This is a genomic window from Chryseobacterium sp. GM_Chr_2, from assembly GCF_026540445.1.
Lineage (GTDB): Bacteria > Bacteroidota > Bacteroidia > Flavobacteriales > Weeksellaceae > Chryseobacterium.
Genome location: NZ_JALNUD010000014.1, coordinates 16,200 through 35,334 on the forward strand (window position 1 = coordinate 16,200; position 19,135 = coordinate 35,334).

Consider the following 19,135-nt stretch of genomic DNA (forward strand, 5'->3'; position numbering starts at 1 on the left):
ATCTTGCTAGATTACAAAAAAACATATTATATTTTAAATATATCTTTTTAAAGTTTTGTATCTGATAAAAGTAAGTCTGTATTCCGACTCCTAGAAATTCTGTAATGTATTAGCTTTCCAGTCGCGGAAGCTAGTGAATATTTTTTTTTCATTCTTGTGTGTATATTTTTTCATTGCAAATATATGAAAATTTACATTACAAAAAAATGTAAGTCTATAAAATACAGGCATTTATTATACTTTATAATATTTTACAGTAAATAATAATATATAACTAATTTTTTAACGAATATTTTTCATAAATATCAAACAAACGGCAAATAATTAATTACCATTATGCTAGTGGTAGAATGAATAATATTCCGAAACTCAATCCTATTGCTATCAAACTTCGAATTTTTTAATGTTTTTTATTTTATTCACCATTAAGAGATGATTAATTAAATAAATAATAGTCCATTTTCTGTAAAAACAGAATCTATAAAATAAATTTAATTATCAGTCCTGAATTTGAATTCAAATTTCTTTATCTTTATTCTATGAAAAAGCTGGTTCTTAAATATCATTTCTTTGTTGTAGGATGTTTAAGCTTTTTATTAAATTCTTGCAATACGAAATTCCGAGTTTGGGTGGGTACAGATCATCAACAGAAAATTTATAATTTAAAATACGGAGAGCATAAAAGACAAAGAATGGATATCTTCCTTCCTTCGGATTATCCTAAAAACTCTCCTGTTGTATTAATTGTTCACGGTGGCGCCTGGACGCTGGGAAAGAAAGAACACATGATCCAAATTCAGAAAATGCTTTTTAAGAATAATATTCCAAGTATTAATATGAACTACAGATTGGTTTCTAAATCTAAGAAAATTACCTACAGAGAACAGTTGGAAGATATAAGTCTTGCTATTACACAATTTAATTCCTTAGCCGAAAAGGCAAAGCTTGAAGCTGATAATTATATTCTTTTAGGTGAAAGTGCCGGCGGCCATTTGGCTTTGTTATATGGCTATCAACATCCGGAGCAGGTTAAAAAAATTATCTCATTGAGTGGCCCTACGGATTTTTATTCTGAAGATTATCTGCATTCTTTTTATTCAAAATACACCTCTCCTACTTTCCAAAAAGTGGTTGGAGAAAAATTTGACCGAAAAAATATATCTGAAGAGTTTAAAAAAGCAAGTCCGATTGCTAATATTTCAAATGTTCCTACTCTACTTTTTCAGGGAAATCAGGATTTCTTGGTGAATCAACATCAAGGTTTAGCATTAGATTCAGTATTAACGGCTCAAAATATTCCTCACAAATTAATTTTCATGGAAAGAACCGGGCACGTTCCGAGATTTTTTAATAAAAAGAAAAGGGATAGTATTATTTATCCTAATATTTTGAATTGGATTAAACATGAGTAGTGTTTTTTAACGCAAAGCTCACAAAGTTTTTGTGAATTGATTGAGAATATTTTTTGTTCGCAAAGGCGTTTCACTCAGCAAATGATAGCTGAATCATACTTTTAAATTTATTTTAGATTCTTGACAGGATCATAGTATTCTTTTTATTTTTCAACTATTGAAAGGAACGACTTCCACCCTAGCCCCGATTGCAGCGTTTGTTTGAGCTCATTTCTTTATGTTTCGGCGGCGCGGCATCGCCGCGCCGCCGAAACATAAAGAAATAGCGAGTGCGGAAAGCGGGAAATAGCTTCAAATAAAAATAGCTATTTCGATAGAATCAAATAACTCCTAAAAAACAACCCGCTCTAAAGAGCAGGTTATTGATATAGTTTATTGAATTTAATGCTATTTATTTTCTTCTTCGTCGAAATTATGATTTTCATACTTCGAAAAATCCTGTTTCTTTCCGAATAAGAATTTAAGAATAACTGGTAAAGTGGTTACCAAAACAATGACAATGATAATCAGTTCCAGTTTTTTCTTTAAATCAATTCCGAATTGCTCCATGAATAATTTATCAAGGTAATGCCCTGCAAAGATCAATAAAAACGACCATAAAATCGCCCCGATGATATTATCTCTCAAGAATGCTTTTTTATCCATCTTTACAATTCCCGCAACAATTGGAGTAAACGTTCTTACCACAGGTAAAAATCTTGCCATAATAATTGCTAAAGCCCCGTTTTTTTCAAAGAAATCATGTGCCTGATACAAGTATTTTTTCTTGAAAAGCATCGTATCCTGCTTCTTATATAATGCAGAACCTGTTTTTCTTCCGAAATAATATCCAACCTCGTTACCAATAATTGCAGCCAGCGCAACCGCCGATGCTAAAAGGAAAGTGTCGAAAAAATCGCTTCCCGTAGATCCGAAAGTCTCTTTGATGATATCAACAGCATAAATTCCTGAAACAAAAAGCAGCGAGTCTCCTGGTAAAAAGAATCCTACAAATAAACCTGTTTCAGCAAAAATAATGAATAAAATAAGCCAGAAACCGCCTAATTTTATATAAAACTCTGGATTTAGTAAATCTCTCCAGCTATTGAAATCTTCCATACACTTTGTTATACGGCAAAAATAGGATTAATAAATGTCAAAACGAAATTAATTCTAACAATTTAACGAAATTTAAATATGATTTTTATAGGTCTAAATCATCATCCGAAACCGCCGTTCCATCCGCCATTAGAAATGCTTTCAGGAAAGGCGTAAGATTTCCGTTCATCACAGAATCTACATCCGAAGTCTCATGTCCCGAACGTACATCTTTTACCAATTTATAAGGATGCATGACGTAATTTCTGATCTGACTTCCCCACTCGATCTTCATCTTATTGGCTTCGATCTCGTTACGGGCTTTCATACGCTCTTCCAATTCCATTTCATATAATCTTGAACGAAGCAATTGCATTGCCTTTTCTTTATTTTGAAGCTGTGAACGAGATTCTGAGTTTTCAATAATAATTCCCGTTGGTGCGTGACGAAGACGAACCGCCGTTTCCACTTTGTTAACGTTCTGACCTCCCGCTCCGGAAGACCTCATCGTTTCAAATGAAATATCGGCAGGATTGATATTAATTTCAATCGTATCATCCACCAAAGGATAAACATATACCGATACGAAACTCGTATGACGTTTGGCATTAGAATCAAAAGGAGAAATTCTTACCAAGCGATGTACCCCGTTTTCACCTCTTAAATAACCGAAAGCAAATTCACCTTCAATTTCTAGCGTTACGGTTTTTACTCCAGCAACATCACCTTCCTGGAAGTTCAGTTCACGGATTTTATAACCTTGCTTTTCAGCCCACATGGTGTACATTCTCATCAACATAGAAGCCCAGTCACAACTTTCTGTACCGCCTGCTCCAGCTGTAATTTGTAATACCGCAGAAAGTTCGTCACCTTCGTTGGAAAGCATATTTTTAAACTCAAGGTCTTCGATTTTTTCGACTAATTGAGGGAATGTTTCATCCAGTTCTTTTTCAGAATCCGGATCTTCTTTAGCAAAATCTACCAAAACCTGCAGATCCTCAAACTGAGTATTAATTTCATCATACGCTTCCACCCATTTTTTCTTGGAACGAAGCTGCTTTAGAAAAGCTTCTGCCGTTTTAGGATTATCCCAAAACTCAGGTGCAGCCGTTTTCTCATCATCATTGGCTATTTCTATCTTCTTTTTTTCGATCTGAAGATATTTATATAGGTCTTCAATTCTTGATTGAATTTCTTTTATCTGGTCGTTATTGATCACGAATATGTAATTTTCAGCAAAAATACGGATAAAATTATGAGTAAGGAATAGTTGATGTTGAAGGACTAACTTCCAACATATAAAATTTTATCACAAAAGAAAAGCCAGCTTCAAAAAGCCGGCTTGAGGATCTAACAATCAAGTTTACTATTGTTTATTTTTTTACAACCTTTTGAGAAGTCACTGTTCCGTTTTTATTTTTAAGTACAAGGATATAATTTCCTTTGTCTAATCCGGAAAGATCTAATTTTGCTTGTGGCTGTACATTGTTTTTAACCGTTTTTCCTGAAAAATCTAAAATATCAATGGAGGTAACCCCTGAAGCATCGGTTAAATTTAATTCATCTACAAATGGATTTGGGTAAATATTTTTAAGTTTCGACTGTTTCACATCTGAAACCGAAAGCAAAGAAGCCTGTGCCGAAATACCAAATACATTAATAACCGTAGTTCCCGTAGACGTTTTTCTGAAACCTACAGAATTTATCTGCTTCCCTTGATTAGCCGTGTCTATCGCTAAAGTAATCTGGTAAATTCTCGGATTTGTTCCGCCCGCAGCATCTAAAGCATTGGTTCCGCGATGAATTCTCCCAATTCCTTGAATGGCATAATTGATTCCTCCGTACCAATCCTGAAAATTTATATTGGTAAAAACCTGGTTTGTTCCATCCTGAAAATTCACTGTAATTTCACCTGTTGAAGGTCCGCTTCCGCTTACTGCAAGCACATACAGATTAGTTGCTGCGACTGGCGTTGCCAATGTTAAAACACCTACATCATTTGCATTAGGAAGCCTCAATGAATTGTCTGAAGAATAAGGCGCGAGTTGAAACGTTAAACCACTTGTTGCCGCCACAACGGTGGTGATTAATCCATTCTCTGGTAAACCATATGTTAATGCAGCATCCGAAGCGTTTACTTTAAAATCTCTCGACATATAGGCAAAATTATCCGTATCCTTATCAAGGCTCATATTGGTTGAGGTTGAAGCTCCGCCAACGCCATTAGCAATAACGTCTGCGTTGAAACCAGTAAGGGATAATGGTTGATACGTTTGCGCATTTACCTGAGCCAAAGTCAGCATAACACCCAAAGAGAAGAGTTTTCTTTTCATAAATTTCTATGTTAAATGTTGATTAGTTTTTTTTGTAATATTTTTATTTTCATGACAAAAGTCATAAAAATTTAACCATCCTTTAATTTTTAAAGTAATTTTTTAAATATTATCACGAAATTTACCAAAATAACCAATGATAACCAAATTTTAAATTAACCTTTCTCACACTCAAGAAATATTTATAAAAAAAGATGGCGTATAAAATAGCACCATCTTTTATGATAAAACATTGAATTTATATCAAAAATCCCTTTAAAAAAGGGGTTTTAAAATATTTTAATAAAAAACTAATTTATGATAAGTATTGTAATTTATGATTAAAATCAGTTTTTGTTTTCTTCTTCTCCATTATGTTGAAAACCAATACTTCTTTGCGGTTCTTCAACAATTCTATAACTATCCAATTCCTTTTTCAAAGCCTGAATTCTGTATTGAAATTCATCAAAATTATTTACAATAGCATCACTCAAGAATCTTGCAATTTGATCCAGATATTCTTCTGTAAGTTTTGCAGTGGCGTCTCTTAAAGCTTTACTTAAAATTTGCTGATCTATTTTAAAATTTTCATTTCTTGTTTTCTGATAAAGATTTTTTATTCTCTTTTTCAAACTTTGCGTAAAATCGATCACCATTGTATTGCTAAAAACCTTCATTTGTGAAGATATTTCGTTCCAAAAAGGGATTTTATCTGCTTTGTTGTTTTTCAGAATTTTAAATAATAAAGAATCCTTTTCAAGATTTTTGGTCATTGCGTATAAAATTATCTCGGAACGCTCAGCCGCATTAGGCGGAAAAACGGGAATCATCACATCAAATCTTCCTGGCGCCAAAATTTCTTCATCAATTTCTGAAACAGAATTCGCCGAACCGACCATTAACAGATCTTCCTGCTCAAACTTACTGATATAATGAAGGATAATTTCCTGCGTTTCCAGATTACAAGAAGCGACATTAGTTTCGGCTTTTCTTTCCATCATAATTTCATCAAAATCATCAAGAAAAAGCAAAACCTTGTCATCCTGCATCATAGTCACCAAAAAATCATTGAAATTGGTTTTATTTCCGTCAACAAAAGAAGTTCCTAAATAATGTTTTTTTACTTCTTTGAATTGATAACCAATTATTTCCGCGATTTTATTTGCCCAAAATATTTTACCACTTCCGGGAGGCCCATATAAAATAATTCCTGCCGACTTGTGAATTCCCCAGTCTTTAATCTGTTGCGGATTTAAAAATGGCTCCAAAACGCCTGAAATATAGAAGAATAAATCTCTGTAGCCGATAAAATCACGATGTTTCAAGCTGGTTTTATGTCCGAAATAATCATAGACAAACTGATAATTTCCACCTAATTTATTATCAATCCCATAACTTGAAATCGATGAACGGAAATAGCCGTTATCAAAGATGTTAGGATTGGTTTCCTTGATGGCTTCTTCTACTTTTTCTTTAGGTTTATTAATGGTTTCCGCGATTTGTTCTAATGTTTTATTCTTATCAAGATCTTTTTCATAAAGTCTTAAAAAGTCGATATTTTCGCGGGCAAATTTTTCGAAATCTTCTTTTACTTCGAAATTGGTACTGATACATTCCACCAGTTCAATATCGAAATCCTGTATAAATTGTTTAATTGCTTCTGCCGAAACATTTAATTCTTTTGCTAAATCAATTAACTTCATAAACGACTGATTAATTCTATCAAATTTAATATTAAAAAATGAATGAATCATTGTGATTACGCTTTAAATAATAGATAAAATAAATAAAAAGAGTTAAAATTCTTCTCATTCTGTAACATTTTGTAAGTTATATAGACTACTACTATGTAAAACAAATTACATGGAAAAAATTTTATCAGTAAAGAATCTGACAAAAAAATTCAAAAGAGTTGTTGTTAATAATATCTCTTTTGATGTAGAAAAAGGGAATGTCTACGGACTTTTAGGCCCCAACGGAAGTGGAAAATCTACCACTTTCGGAATGTTGCTTTCCACCATAAATCCTACGAGTGGTGATTGGTATTGGTTTGGAAAAAAGGGAACCGATTCTGATACCCTAAAAAAAATCGGAGCTATTATCGAGCAACCTAATTTCTATCCTTATTTAAGTGCCGAAACCAATCTTAAAATTGTTGCAGAAATAAAAGGAACGCCTTATCCAAGAATTGATGAAGTTTTAACGATAGTTGGGCTTATAGAAAGGAAAAAAGATACTTTCAAAACTTATTCTTTGGGAATGAAACAACGTTTGGCGATTGCTTCTGCACTGCTGAACAATCCTGAAGTTCTTATTTTGGATGAACCTACAAATGGTCTTGATCCTGAAGGGATTATCCAGATCAGAGATATCATCAATAATATTGCAAAACAGGGCATTACGATCATTATCGCAAGTCATTTGCTGGATGAAATCGAAAAAATATGCAGCCATGTAATTGTGTTAAAAGAAGGAAATTCTATTTATTGTGGAAGAGTTGATGAAATGACTTCCAACAACGGCTATTTCGAATTGAAAGCGGATAATAACACCTTACTTTTAAGTGCTTTGGAAGAATTGCAATGGTTTACAGCCATTAACCAGGACGGCGAAATTATTAAGGCGCAGATTCGTGATGATGCTTCCATTTCGGCTTCTGCTTTAAATCAGAAACTTGCGGAAAAAGGTATCTATTTATCGCATTTAACGAAGAAAAAACTGTCTTTAGAATCTCAATTCCTTGAACTTGTAAAAAACACAAATTAATCATGATAAAACTATTAAAACTAGAATATTATAAAAATCTGAATTATAGACCATTCAAGATTTTCACGATCCTGTATTTCCTTATTTTGATCGCTTTGCTTTTCATCGGACTGGTCGATTTTGATCTTTTCGGAGGAACGATTAACCTGAAAGAAGAAGGAATTTATAATTTCCCACAAATCTGGAATTTTACAACATGGATTGTTGCTTTGCTGAAAATTTTCTTGGGATTGATTATTGTTTTCTCGATTTCGCAGGAATTCAGCAACCGAATGTTTAAACAAAATACAATCGACGGATTAAGCAGAAAAGAATTCATCACTTCAAAGCTTTTAACCATAAGTGTTTTCACGATTATTTCAACGTTAATTGTTTTTGTAATCACGATGTTTTTAGGCTTTCAATATTCCAACACTACAGAATCTGCGAAAGTAACGGAAGAAATTTTCTTCATCGGAAACTATTTCGTGAAGCTGTTCACTTTCTTTTGCTTTCTGATGTTTTTATCCATTTTACTGAGAAAATCAGTCTTTGTTTTCTTAGGATTTTTTGTTTTCTGGATTGCCGAAAGTATTTTATCTGCGGTTGAAGTATTCTCGAAAGTTCGCGGCACACAAAGCGTTGAGAGAAATGAGATTCTTCAGAACGACTTTTTCTTCAGCCATCTTTTGCCTTTGGAAAGTATGTCGAGCTTAATTCCCAATCCCATCATGCGATTGAAAGCAGCACAATTATTGGGCGCAAAGTATGAACTTCACTATCCAACAGAAAGTTTGATTGCCTGTATAGTTTGGTGCGGCATCTTTATTTTTGCTTCTTACTGGATTTTGAGAAAAAGAGATTGGTAGGGCGAGCAGGAAGCCGGATGATAGAGGCTGGAGGTTTAGTAATTTCATTATAATATGATTGTTCATAAATTCAGTACTATCCAAGTTATGTACGACCTTTTTTTAAATTTATATATATTAAGTGATTCATTTTGAATCACTTTTTTATTGAATACAAACAATCCCCAAACCTAAATTTTTAAATTTATTGGGTAAAATCATAACTTAAAGGCCATTTTTACTTCAAAGGAAATGTTATTCATTACTTTTATTAAATGATTTCTCAGAAGAAAATATATTATATCCCAGGATTAATAAGCGCTTTATTGATTCCTTTTCTATTTTGGTATTATATCCATACACATATTGATCCTACAATTTATAATGTTATTGATTTGGGGCTTCCTGAAAAACTGGAAAAAGATAAAAGTAATATCAACTCCACTTTAGAGCCATTCAGAAATTGGGATTACGAAAAAATCAAAGTTCCTGCCAGTAAAGCAAAAGAAAATTCATCAATGTATGTTTCAAAAATAAAGCAATACAAAGCAGAAAATCAAAAAAGCTTTGGCATTGAATTTATTTTAGATGAAAATAATACGTATGGAGATTTTGTATCTTTATTAAATGACTTGCACATTGCTAAGCAGGATGCTTACGGTGTTGATATTGAAAAAACGGGACATCTATTTACTATTATAAATTATCCGCTTCATAATTCTGACCAAGAAGAAGCTGAATGCCTTTTATGCCATGATATCTTTTATACTACCGTGGAACCTACTTTTATGGATACAGTTTCAGACTTTATTCATAAGCAATATTTCCAGACATTTTTCGAAAATATTTCTCAACTTCCTAAGGGAGCTTTTTATATCATTTTTGGATTCTTACTGCTTTTAAACTTTTCAATGTTGAGTATAAAGGAAAAATTTCAGGCTTCGAAATTTCGGTAGATATAAAAAGATTTACTTGGTTCTGAATGGCAACAAAACACGATAAAACAAAGAAAGACTGCCTTTCGGCAGCCCTTCAATCACTTTCACTTAACACTTTTTATTTTTTATCTAAAAGAGAAATATACTCTCCATAACCTTTCTGTTCCATTTCAGCTTTTGGGATAAATTTCAATGATGCAGAATTGATACAGTAACGAAGTCCGCCTTTATCTTCAGGTCCGTCGTTGAAAACGTGTCCCAAATGGGCATCTCCGGTTTTACTTCTTACCTCAACTCTGGTCATTCCAGCAGATCGGTCTAATTTTTCTTCAATCAATTTTTTTGTAATTGGTTTTGAAAAACTTGGCCATCCACAGCCTGATTCAAACTTATCGGTTGAGATAAACAAAGGCTCTCCTGTGGTAATATCTACATAAATTCCTTCTCTGGTTTCATCCCAATATTCATTTTGAAACGCTCTTTCGGTACCGTTTTCCTGAGTTACTCTGTATTGCTCAGATGTCAATTCTTTTTTTAATGCTGCTTTATCCTGTTTTTGATATTTCATTTCTTTATTTTGCTTTTTAGGAAGCGGATTGGCATTTTTTGCCATTTCAAACAATCCCGGTTCAATGTGGCAATACCCTCCCGGGTTTTTATCCAGATAATCCTGATGATAATCTTCCGCTTTATAGAAATTTTTCAACGGAATGGTTTCTACTAAAACCGGTTTGTTATAATTTTTTGCCAGTTTCTGAACTTCCTCTTTTATAATGGCTTCCGTTGCTTTGTCGGTCGAATAAATTCCGGTTCTGTATTGATCTCCTCTGTCATTTCCCTGTTTGTTTAAACTTGTTGGATCAATGGTTTTAAAATAAAGATCGATCAAAAGTTTTAAATCCACCTGCTCAGGGTCATATTTTACTTTTACCGTTTCCGCGAAACCTGTGGTATGGCTGATTACCTCTTCATAAGTCGGATTCGTTTTATTTCCGTTGGCATATCCCACTTCCGTTCCTACCACGCCACGAATTTGTTGAAAAAAGTGCTCTGTTCCCCAAAAACACCCACCTGCAAAATAAACTTCTTTTACATTTCTATTGTTCATAATGGTCTCATTTTCTTTTTTACTGTCTGTAGATTTTTGTTTCGCATCTCCGCAACTCGTTGCGAATACAGCGATTCCCAAAAACATTCCTAATACAATTAATAGGTTCTTCATTTTTATCTTTTTATTCATTTTTAATTCTTTTTCCAATTAAAAATCTGCAAATAGTTGACTGCAAATTTCAGACTAATTTTTATGCAAAACCAAAGATAATGTCTATCGGAATGATAGCGGATTTACCTTTATTCTTCCACAAAATTATATACGATAAGTATTGAAAAATAGTTTTGATTTTTGAATAAAATCTTGAATTTATTTCAATATTTATTTTTGAAAGTATGGTAGACAATTTTTTAGTTCTGAAAATGTTTTACTTAGCAAAAATTGACATTGCGAGGAATGAAATGACGAAGTAATCTCAAATTTATATATATAAATTTTACCATTCTGAAAGAATATAAACCTAGTATTAGGAAACAGTTTAGAAAGATTATGCTTAAATGCTTTTAGCATTATAATTTTTATTGAGATTGCTTCACCTTCGGTTCGCAATGACAGATAGTTTTATTGCCTTTTTTAAGTAAAGATTATTTTTTTTGACAAATCGTTCTAAAAGGTTATAATTCCCTAGCCCAGATTGAAGCATTTGTTTGAGCTCATTTATTCAGTTTCGGCTGCGGCTGGCAAAGCCAGCCGCAGCCGAAACTGAATAAATAGCGAGTGCGGAAAGCTGGAAAAAGCTACTGAAAAAGAAAGGAAGTCAGAGGCTAGATGATGGAAGTTTATATGATTGAGAATATAGATTTTTTCTTCCTAGAAATGATCCTATTTTACAAATATTTTAAAACGTAAAACTATTGTTTTACATTGGTTCAAAAACCTTAAATTTGCATCTTATCAAAATTGTAAAAGCAAAGCAATATATACTTATGACATCACAAGAAATACGTCAGAAATTTTTAGACTATTTTAAAAGTAAAGCTCACCTTATCGTTCCTTCAGCACCAATTGTGCTGAAAGACGACCCTACCTTAATGTTTAATAACTCCGGAATGGCACAGTTTAAGGATTTTTTCCTGGGCTACAAAACGCCTACCGCCCCAAGAATTGCCGATACTCAAAAATGTCTTAGAGTTTCGGGAAAGCATAATGATTTGGATGATGTGGGTAGAGATACTTACCACCACACGATGTTTGAAATGTTGGGAAACTGGTCTTTCGGTGATTATTTCAAAAAAGATGCTATTGCTTTTGCCTGGGAATTGTTGACGGAAGTATACGGAATTCCAAAAGAAAATTTATATGTAACGATTTTCGAAGGTGATGCTTCTGAAAATTTAGACAGAGATCAGGATGCTTACGATTTCTGGAAATCTCACATTTCTGAAGATAGAATTATCAACGGAAACAAAAAAGATAATTTCTGGGAAATGGGTGAAAGCGGACCGTGCGGGCCGTGCTCTGAAATCCACATCGACCTTAGATCTGAAGAAGAAAAAGCAAAAGTTCCAGGAATCACAAGAGTAAATCAAGATGATCCACAAGTTGTGGAAGTGTGGAACTTGGTTTTCATGGAATTCAACAGAAAAGCTGACAAATCATTAGAAAAACTTCCTGCTCAGCATGTTGATACAGGAATGGGCTTCGAACGTCTTTGCATGGCACTTCAAGGCAAAACTTCAAATTACGATACAGACGTTTTCACGCCTTTAATTGCTAAAGTTGAAGAACTTTCTGGCAAGAAATATACGGGTGTTTTGGAAGACGAAAAAGATATTGCCATCCGTGTGGTAGTAGATCACATCAGAGCGGTTTCTTTTGCGATTGCAGACGGACAATTACCTTCCAACGGAGGTGCAGGCTACGTAATCAGAAGAATTTTAAGAAGAGGAATTTCTTACGCTTATCGATTCTTAGATATGAAAGAACCTTTCCTTTATCAATTGGTTGCTGTTCTTCAGGAACAAATGGGTAAATTCTTCCCCGAATTGGAGAAACAAGGAACTTTGGTTACGGAAGTGATTAAAAGCGAGGAAGAATCTTTCTTAAAAACGATTGAAAACGGATTAATTCGAGTTGAAAAATTAATTCAGCAAACGATTTCCGAAAACAAAAAAGTTTTACCAACAAAAGAAGTTTTCGAACTATACGATACGTACGGTTTTCCAGATGACTTAACGAGAATTATCGCTGAAGAAAAAGGATTAACAATCGACGAAGAAGGTTTTAAAGCTGAAAGAGAAATCCAAAGAAAACGTTCTCAGGATGATTCTGCTCAGAAAGTTTACGATTGGGTAACGTTGGAAGAAAGAGACGAAAATTTCGTTGGTTACGATCAGCTTGAATCTGAAACTTACATTACAAGATACAGAAAAGTAGAAAATAAAGACGGAGAATTTTATCAGGTTGTACTAAGCGAATCGCCTTTCTATCCGGAAGGTGGTGGACAAATCGGGGATAAAGGTGTTCTTGAAAATGCTGCTGAAAGTTTCGAAGTGTTAGATACGAAAAAAGAAAACGGATTGATTATTTCTTTAATCAATGGACTTCCGAAGGATGCAGGTGCTCTTTTTTATGCTAAAGTAAATGTAACCGACAGAAAAAACTCTCAGGCAAACCACTCTGTAACACACTTATTGCATGAAGCGTTAAGAGAAGTTGTGGGAACTCACGTTGAACAAAAAGGTTCATTTGTTGGTCCTGATTATCTGCGTTTTGACTTCTCTCATTTCAATAAAATGACGGAGGAAGAATTGACTTTGGTTGAAGATAAAGTGAACCAGAAGATCAAAGAAAGCATCGCTTTACAGGAATTCAGAAATATCCCGATTCAGGAGGCTTTTGATAAAGGAGCAACCGGACTTTTCGGTGAAAAATATGGTGATTATGTGAGAATGATCCAATTTGGAAGTTCAATGGAACTTTGCGGTGGAACTCACGTGAAAAATACTAGCGAAATCGGTCATTTCAAAATTGTTTCTGAAAGTTCTGCAGCAGCAGGAATCAGAAGAATTGAAGCTATTTCCGGAGACAAATCTGCTGAATATTTCAAAAATTTAGAAAAGCAAATTACTGAGCTTTCTCAATTATTGAAGTCTAAAGATGTTGTAAAATCTATCGAGAAATTAATCTCAGAAAACTCAGCATTAAAAGGAGAAGTTGAAGCATTCAAAAAAGAAAAGGCAAAAGGCGAAATCGGTGACTGGAAAGGTGCTTATGAGCAAAAAGGTGATAAATTACTTTTAGTGAAAAGAACTTCTTTAGATGCAGGTTCTGTGAAAGACATTGTTTTCCAGTTGAAGAAAGAAATCCCAACTTCGATCACAATTATCCTTTCTGACGCAGATGGAAAGCCAATGATTACCGTTGGCGTTTCGGATGATTTAGCTGGAATTTATCAGGCTGGAGCATTGATCAAAGAGTTAGCTAGAGAAATCCAAGGTGGTGGTGGTGGAAACCCAGGTTTCGCTACAGCAGGAGGTAAAAATCTTGATGGATTGGAAAATGCTTATCAGAAGGCTTTGAATATTTAATGTTTACGACTCAATTATGTAGCTTTTTAGCATAATATAATTTCATAAAAAACGGCTGTGTATTTAAAATACAGCCGTTTTTATTTTAACAAAACATTATACTTTCCCCTCTATTTTTTTAACATTCTTATTTCTAGTTTTGCTTCATTCATAAAAAACTAATGACAAAACTATTATCTCCGCTGTTTTTATTCTTTTCAGCACTCGTTTTCAGTCAGAGTGAAATAAAAGTTTTCAATAAAGTCAGTAAACAACCCGTTCATAATGCGGCGGTGTATTGTGATGATGATCTTTTGGGAAAAACAGATTTCAACGGACATTTATCCTTTAAAACAAAATGTAAAAAGGTTGAGATCCTTGCCAGTAATTTTGAAGATGCTTTGGCAGATGTCAAAAAATCAATGGAAGTTCAGATGCAGCCCTTGTCTGAAAAAATGGACAATATCGACCGCGTGGTGATTCAGGATAAGAGTGATCCGAGAGCATTGAGGATTTTAGATGAGGTGAATAAAAGAGCCAAGGAAAATTCGCCAAAATCTCTGGATTCTTACAATTTTAAATCGTATACAAAATTTTCGATTGATGTAGATAAAGATTCTATCGATGCTTATAAAGGCTTTTTGGCCATCAGAAAAGATTCACTTTCTAAGGTAACTCAGAAAGACTTTAAGCAGAAAGAAAGTCAGAAGAAAGACTCGCTGATTAACGAAGATTTCATCAATGCTTCTGAGGAAAGTCAGATGTTTTTATGGGAAAAAGCAACTGAATATAAATTCTCACAGAAGTTCGGTGAAAAGACCAATATTATCGATAACCGAATGTCGGGTTTTAAAAATCCGATTTATGAAGCATTGGCAATCAACATTTCCAATTTAGACCGAGTTCCGAGACAGCTAAGACCAGAGAACAGGAAGTTATTTAATTTTTACCTTTCCGATACGTTACAGCTTGACGGCAGAAAAACATATGTGATTAAATTTAAAGAAATCAAAGACAAAAAAAAGCAGAATCCAAGGAAATTCAACGGGAAAATCTATGTAGATTCTGAGACTTATGCCTTAAAAAAGTTTGAAAGTGCCAACAAAAAACGAAACGAAGGCGACATTGTCTCTGTCTGGAAACCTATTAATGGAAAATGGTTTCTGGATTATGAAGATATTAAACTGAAAATGGGCGACCAAACCTTTAATACTTCTAAAAAAGACAGCGTAAAAACGGATACTCTGAAGAAAGGTCAGCATCTCAGCGACAGACAAAAATACAACCGCAAGACCTTTGGAAATTATCTGTACGTAAAAAACCGCTTCTTCGATTTTGATCTGAATGAAGAGCAAAAAGCAGCCGACTTCAAAGGGTATTCTCTCGAAATGAAAAACTCAGACGGAAGCCTGCTTAAACAATACAGAACCGACAGTCTTACCGCAAGAGAAAGCGCGACCTACACGAAAATCGACAGCTTTGTAGAGAAACATGATTTTGAAAAAAAGCTGGGCTTTTTAACCCAATTGATGCGGGGAAATATTCGTTATAAAATGATTGATTTTGATATTACTAAAGTTTTCAGTTACGACAAATATCAAGGTGTTCGTTTTGGTGCAGGCATCAAACTGAATGAGAAGTTCAACAAAACATTTTCTCCTGACGGATATTTCGGATATGGATTCAAAGATCACACCTGGAAATATGGTTTAGGTTTGGATGTAAAACTTTCTTCTAAAAGAACTTCTGTTTTGAGGATTGATTATGTAGAAGATGTTTTTGCAGCCGGAAGATTCAGCAATACGATGTGGGATATGATGATGAAAGTAAATGATATTAATCTTGATCTTCACAATGCCAATTTCTATAAAAATCAAAAATGGGGAGCATCTTATCTTTATGATCTGTCGAATTCTTTAAGCATGAAAATTGGAGTTAACAACGAAAAACAAGAGGCACTTTTCGATTATCAATATAAAAATTTAGGAAACCAATTCGATAATACGAGCGCTACATTATCATTTAAATTCTCTCCGAACGATAAAAATATCATGACGCCAAGCGGAAAATATACCTATGAAAAAAGCTTTCCTCAAGTGTATATGAATTTTGAAAAAGGATTTGAAACCTTGGGTGGAAATTTAGATTATTTCAGAGCCGATGCGTTGATTATTCACCAATTCAGATCAAAACTGGGGTATACTAATATCAAAATTTTTGGAGGTATTTCTTCTGGAACTGCACCCATCTGGAAAAACTTTGAGATTGCAGGACAAAACGATGCAAACCCCGACAAATGGTATTCTAGTCTTAATACGCCAAACAATTTAGCATTTGCAACCATGCCTTCAGGAACTTTCTTTGCTGATAAATTTGTCGCTTTTAAAGTTTCACAAAACCTGCCTTTCCGATTCAAAACATTGGGTAAAAATTACTCCAATATTGAAATTGAATATCAGGCGGGAATAGGAAATATGAAAAACAGAACCGATCATCAGTTTGAATATCGCGTTTTGGATCATTATTATCAGGAAGCCGGATTGATCTGGAACAAATTTTTAGGAACAAGTTTCGGTGTTGGAATTTCTTATCGATTGGGATATTATCAAACCTCGGAGTTTAAGGATAATCTTGGGTTGAAAATACGATTTAGCGTGCTTTAAATTATATTGAAAAATCCTCTTAAAGCGCATGCCGTCACTTCGAGTAACGTAGCGAAACGTAGTGTATCGAGAAGTTCATGTTTAAAGAGAACAAGTCTTTGACTCACTTGTTCTCGATACATTTTCCTTCATTTCATTTCGAAAAACACTCGAACTGACGGAAATTCCTAATTCACATTAAAACAAATACAAACTCTCGAAAAATTTCGGGAGTTTTTCTATTAAAGCTAAAAGATAATTCCAATTACGAATCACATTAATATCAATTAACAAAACTTTTCCAACAAAAGAAATATTAGTACTTTTGAGGTTGTTTTTTAAAATGAAAAGGTTTTTACAGCTAATACTCTTCTGCACTTTTATTTTAGGTTTTTCGCAATCGAAAATTACCTCTATCGAAACGGTGGTTATCGAGGATAAAAGTGATCCGAGGGCCTTGGAAATCCTTAAAAAAGTCAATAAAAACTACAAAGAAAACTCCCCGAAAAGCTTAGAGTCTTACGTTTATAAATCCTACGAAAAAATTTCGCTTGATATTGATGAAGACAGCATTTCACAGTTCAATAAATTCTTTGACGATACCAATCTTTTAAAGAAAAAAAGAGAAAAAGATTCATTAAACAATATTTCGGCAAAAAAGATCTTCGAGAAAAGTAAACTATTTCTTTGGGAAAGAGCGCAGGAGTTTTTATACTCCAAAAAATACGGTGAAAAGATCAATATTCTTGATAACAGAATTTCCGGACTGAAGCAGCCTATTTATGAAATGATCGCGCTTCAGCAAAGCAACAGAGATAAAGTTCCGAATCAATTAAAACAAGAAAACAGAGGATTATACCGTTTTTATCTGACCGATTCTATTGAAATGGACGGCAGAAAAACATTTGTCATTCGTTTCAGGGAAGTCAATTACAAAAAATCTAATAAACAAAGAAAATACAACGGTGCTATTTATGTAGATACGGAAACGTACGGTGTCAAAAAGATTGAAAACTTTAGTAAAAATAAAAACGACGGCATTATCACCAGCACATGGACTTTCTTCAATAATAAATGGTTTTTGGCACAGGAAACGGTAAAACTGAAGATGAGCAACATGTCGATGCAGGAAGACAATAAAGAAAATCCCGAGCAGAAAAAAAGCAAGACCAGCTTTGGAACCTATGCTTTTCTGACTTCGCGATATTTCGATTATGTTTCGCCCATTGATGAAGAAAAAAGCGACTTCAAAGGCTATACTTTCACCGTAAAAAATGCAGATGGAAAAAAGCTGGATCTTTATCGTACCGATCCTTTAACTGATCGAGAGCGAAACACCTACAAAACCATCGACAGCCTTGGAAAAAAATATAATATCGACAGAAAAGCACAGGTTTTATCAGGTTTACTGAATGGAGCCATTCGTGTAGGAAGCTTAGATTTTGCTATTGATGAAGTGGTAAATTATAACTTGTATGAAGGTTTCAGAGTAGGTTTGAAAGCGAAAGTGAATGAAAATTTTAATCCTTATTTCTCACCTGATTATTATTTTGCCTATGGTTTTAAAGATGACCGATGGAAATATGGGCTTGGGCTGGATATTAAAACGACTTTAGACAAAAACTCCTATTTCAGAATTGAACATTACGACGATGTAACCGCTTCCGGCGAGTTTTACAGAAAGCTGTGGAGCTTTAAGATGCGTACTTCTAATTACGGGAATAATATCAATAACGATAGATATTATCATTTTCGAGGGGTTTCTGTATCATACAATAATGATTTAACGAATGCGCTTACGGTTGTTTTGAATGCCAGAAGAAACCGTGAAGAAGCAAAATTTGATTATAGTTTCAGAAACAGCGGCGCCTCTTTTGAAAATTTCAACACGCTGGTTACGCTGAAATATTCTCCGAATTCTACCAATATTATGACACCACAGGGAAAATCGCTGATCGATCAAAAATTTCCTGAAATATATCTTAATTACGAACAGAGTTATAAAATGTTCGGTGGAGATTTCGATTATACCCGTTTCGATATGCTTTTCCTCCACAATTTTAAAACAAGATTGGGAACTACCGGTTTCAGATTATACGGTGGAATTGTTTTGGGTGAAGCACCAATCTGGAAAAATTTCACGATGAACGGGCTGGCGTCGCCACGAAAAGATTTCAACTTCAACCTTACGTCTTACCTTGGTTTTGCCACATTGGAAGGCGGTAAATATTATAATGATAAATTTGTAGCGTATTATCTTACGCATAAACTTCCTGTATATTTCAAAAGTTTCGGGCAGAATATTTCGACTTTCGACTTTGTTTTGCGAGGAACGATAGGAGATATGAAGCATCCGGAATATCATGATTTCAGATTCCGAAAGCTCGATCATTTGTATCAGGAAGTTGGTTTGGAGTGGAATAATTTCCTTTCAAGCTATTTCAATTTAGGATTATTTTATAGAGTTGGGTATTACACTACACCGAATTTTAAGCAAAATTTTGCCATTCAGTTTAAATTAAAATTATTAGATTTTTAATC

The 19,135-nt window shown here is 34.0% G+C and carries 12 protein-coding genes; 7 read left to right on the forward strand and 5 right to left on the reverse strand.

Annotated elements, in window-relative coordinates; genetic code table 11:
• The first annotated feature begins 539 nt into the window (after positions 1-539).
• A complete protein-coding gene (locus OXQ85_RS18315) occupies positions 540-1,412 on the forward strand; it encodes an alpha/beta hydrolase (RefSeq protein WP_267406348.1) in 873 nt (290 codons plus the stop codon).
• 387 nt (positions 1,413-1,799) lie between these two features.
• Here the strand turns inward: OXQ85_RS18315 and OXQ85_RS18320 are convergent, their stop codons facing one another.
• From OXQ85_RS18320 to OXQ85_RS18335, 4 genes are all read right to left on the reverse strand, one after another.
• Complete coding sequence (locus tag OXQ85_RS18320; RefSeq protein WP_267406350.1) at positions 1,800-2,510, reverse strand: VTT domain-containing protein; 711 nt, start codon at positions 2,508-2,510, stop codon at positions 1,800-1,802.
• Positions 2,511-2,595: 85 nt separating this feature from the next.
• Complete coding sequence (gene prfB, locus OXQ85_RS18325) at positions 2,596-3,708, reverse strand: peptide chain release factor 2 (protein WP_267406351.1); 1,113 nt, start codon at positions 3,706-3,708, stop codon at positions 2,596-2,598.
• A 154-nt stretch (positions 3,709-3,862) separates the two neighbouring features.
• Complete coding sequence (locus OXQ85_RS18330; RefSeq protein ID WP_267406353.1) at positions 3,863-4,822, reverse strand: T9SS type A sorting domain-containing protein; 960 nt, start codon at positions 4,820-4,822, stop codon at positions 3,863-3,865.
• Between the two features lie 326 nt (positions 4,823-5,148).
• Positions 5,149-6,504 carry an AAA family ATPase gene (locus OXQ85_RS18335; protein ID WP_267406354.1) on the reverse strand — a complete coding sequence of 452 codons (1,356 nt, stop codon included), beginning with the start codon at positions 6,502-6,504 and terminating at the stop codon, positions 5,149-5,151.
• A 160-nt stretch (positions 6,505-6,664) separates the two neighbouring features.
• On the opposite strand from OXQ85_RS18335, the gene OXQ85_RS18340 reads away from it, so the two are divergent.
• The 3 genes from OXQ85_RS18340 to OXQ85_RS18350 all read left to right on the forward strand — a co-directional run bounded on the left by OXQ85_RS18340 (position 6,665) and on the right by OXQ85_RS18350 (position 9,350).
• Positions 6,665-7,567, forward strand: coding sequence for an ABC transporter ATP-binding protein (locus tag OXQ85_RS18340; protein WP_267406355.1), 903 nt, complete (start codon positions 6,665-6,667; stop codon positions 7,565-7,567).
• 2 nt (positions 7,568-7,569) lie between these two features.
• Positions 7,570-8,415, forward strand: a complete 846-nt coding sequence (locus OXQ85_RS18345) for an ABC transporter permease subunit (protein WP_267406356.1) — start codon at positions 7,570-7,572, stop codon at positions 8,413-8,415.
• A gap of 254 nt (positions 8,416-8,669) precedes the next feature.
• Positions 8,670-9,350, forward strand: a complete 681-nt coding sequence (locus OXQ85_RS18350) for a hypothetical protein (RefSeq protein WP_267406357.1) — start codon at positions 8,670-8,672, stop codon at positions 9,348-9,350.
• A 100-nt stretch (positions 9,351-9,450) separates the two neighbouring features.
• Here OXQ85_RS18350 and msrB read toward each other — a convergent pair whose 3' ends face one another.
• Complete coding sequence (gene msrB / locus OXQ85_RS18355) at positions 9,451-10,440, reverse strand: peptide-methionine (R)-S-oxide reductase MsrB (protein ID WP_267406478.1); 990 nt, start codon at positions 10,438-10,440, stop codon at positions 9,451-9,453.
• Between the two features lie 929 nt (positions 10,441-11,369).
• On the opposite strand from msrB, the gene alaS reads away from it, so the two are divergent.
• The 3 genes from alaS (at position 11,370) to OXQ85_RS18370 (ending at position 19,133) form a co-directional block, all read left to right on the forward strand.
• Positions 11,370-13,973, forward strand: a complete 2,604-nt coding sequence (alaS, locus tag OXQ85_RS18360; protein WP_267406358.1) for an alanine--tRNA ligase — start codon at positions 11,370-11,372, stop codon at positions 13,971-13,973.
• Between the two features lie 161 nt (positions 13,974-14,134).
• Entirely contained in the window at positions 14,135-16,615 is a 2,481-nt protein-coding gene (locus OXQ85_RS18365; protein WP_267406360.1) for a hypothetical protein, read from the forward strand.
• 322 nt (positions 16,616-16,937) lie between these two features.
• Complete coding sequence (locus tag OXQ85_RS18370) at positions 16,938-19,133, forward strand: hypothetical protein (RefSeq protein WP_267406361.1); 2,196 nt, start codon at positions 16,938-16,940, stop codon at positions 19,131-19,133.
• Positions 19,134-19,135 lie beyond the last annotated feature (2 nt).

Excerpts from the sequence above, each read along its gene's own strand:
- OXQ85_RS18315 (WP_267406348.1), top strand. The coding sequence starts at position 540 with ATGAAAAAGCTGGTTCTTAAATATCATTTCTTTGTTGTAGGATGTTTA.
- OXQ85_RS18320 (WP_267406350.1), bottom strand. The coding sequence starts at position 2,510 with ATGGAAGATTTCAATAGCTGGAGAGATTTACTAAATCCAGAGTTTTAT.
- OXQ85_RS18330 (WP_267406353.1), bottom strand. The coding sequence starts at position 4,822 with ATGAAAAGAAAACTCTTCTCTTTGGGTGTTATGCTGACTTTGGCTCAG.
- OXQ85_RS18335 (WP_267406354.1), bottom strand. The coding sequence starts at position 6,504 with ATGAAGTTAATTGATTTAGCAAAAGAATTAAATGTTTCGGCAGAAGCA.
- OXQ85_RS18340 (WP_267406355.1), top strand. The coding sequence starts at position 6,665 with ATGGAAAAAATTTTATCAGTAAAGAATCTGACAAAAAAATTCAAAAGA.
- OXQ85_RS18345 (WP_267406356.1), top strand. The coding sequence starts at position 7,570 with ATGATAAAACTATTAAAACTAGAATATTATAAAAATCTGAATTATAGA.
- OXQ85_RS18350 (WP_267406357.1), top strand. The coding sequence starts at position 8,670 with ATGATTTCTCAGAAGAAAATATATTATATCCCAGGATTAATAAGCGCT.
- msrB (WP_267406478.1), bottom strand. The coding sequence starts at position 10,440 with ATGAACAATAGAAATGTAAAAGAAGTTTATTTTGCAGGTGGGTGTTTT.
- alaS (WP_267406358.1), top strand. The coding sequence starts at position 11,370 with ATGACATCACAAGAAATACGTCAGAAATTTTTAGACTATTTTAAAAGT.
- OXQ85_RS18365 (WP_267406360.1), top strand. The coding sequence starts at position 14,135 with ATGACAAAACTATTATCTCCGCTGTTTTTATTCTTTTCAGCACTCGTT.
- OXQ85_RS18370 (WP_267406361.1), top strand. The coding sequence starts at position 16,938 with ATGAAAAGGTTTTTACAGCTAATACTCTTCTGCACTTTTATTTTAGGT.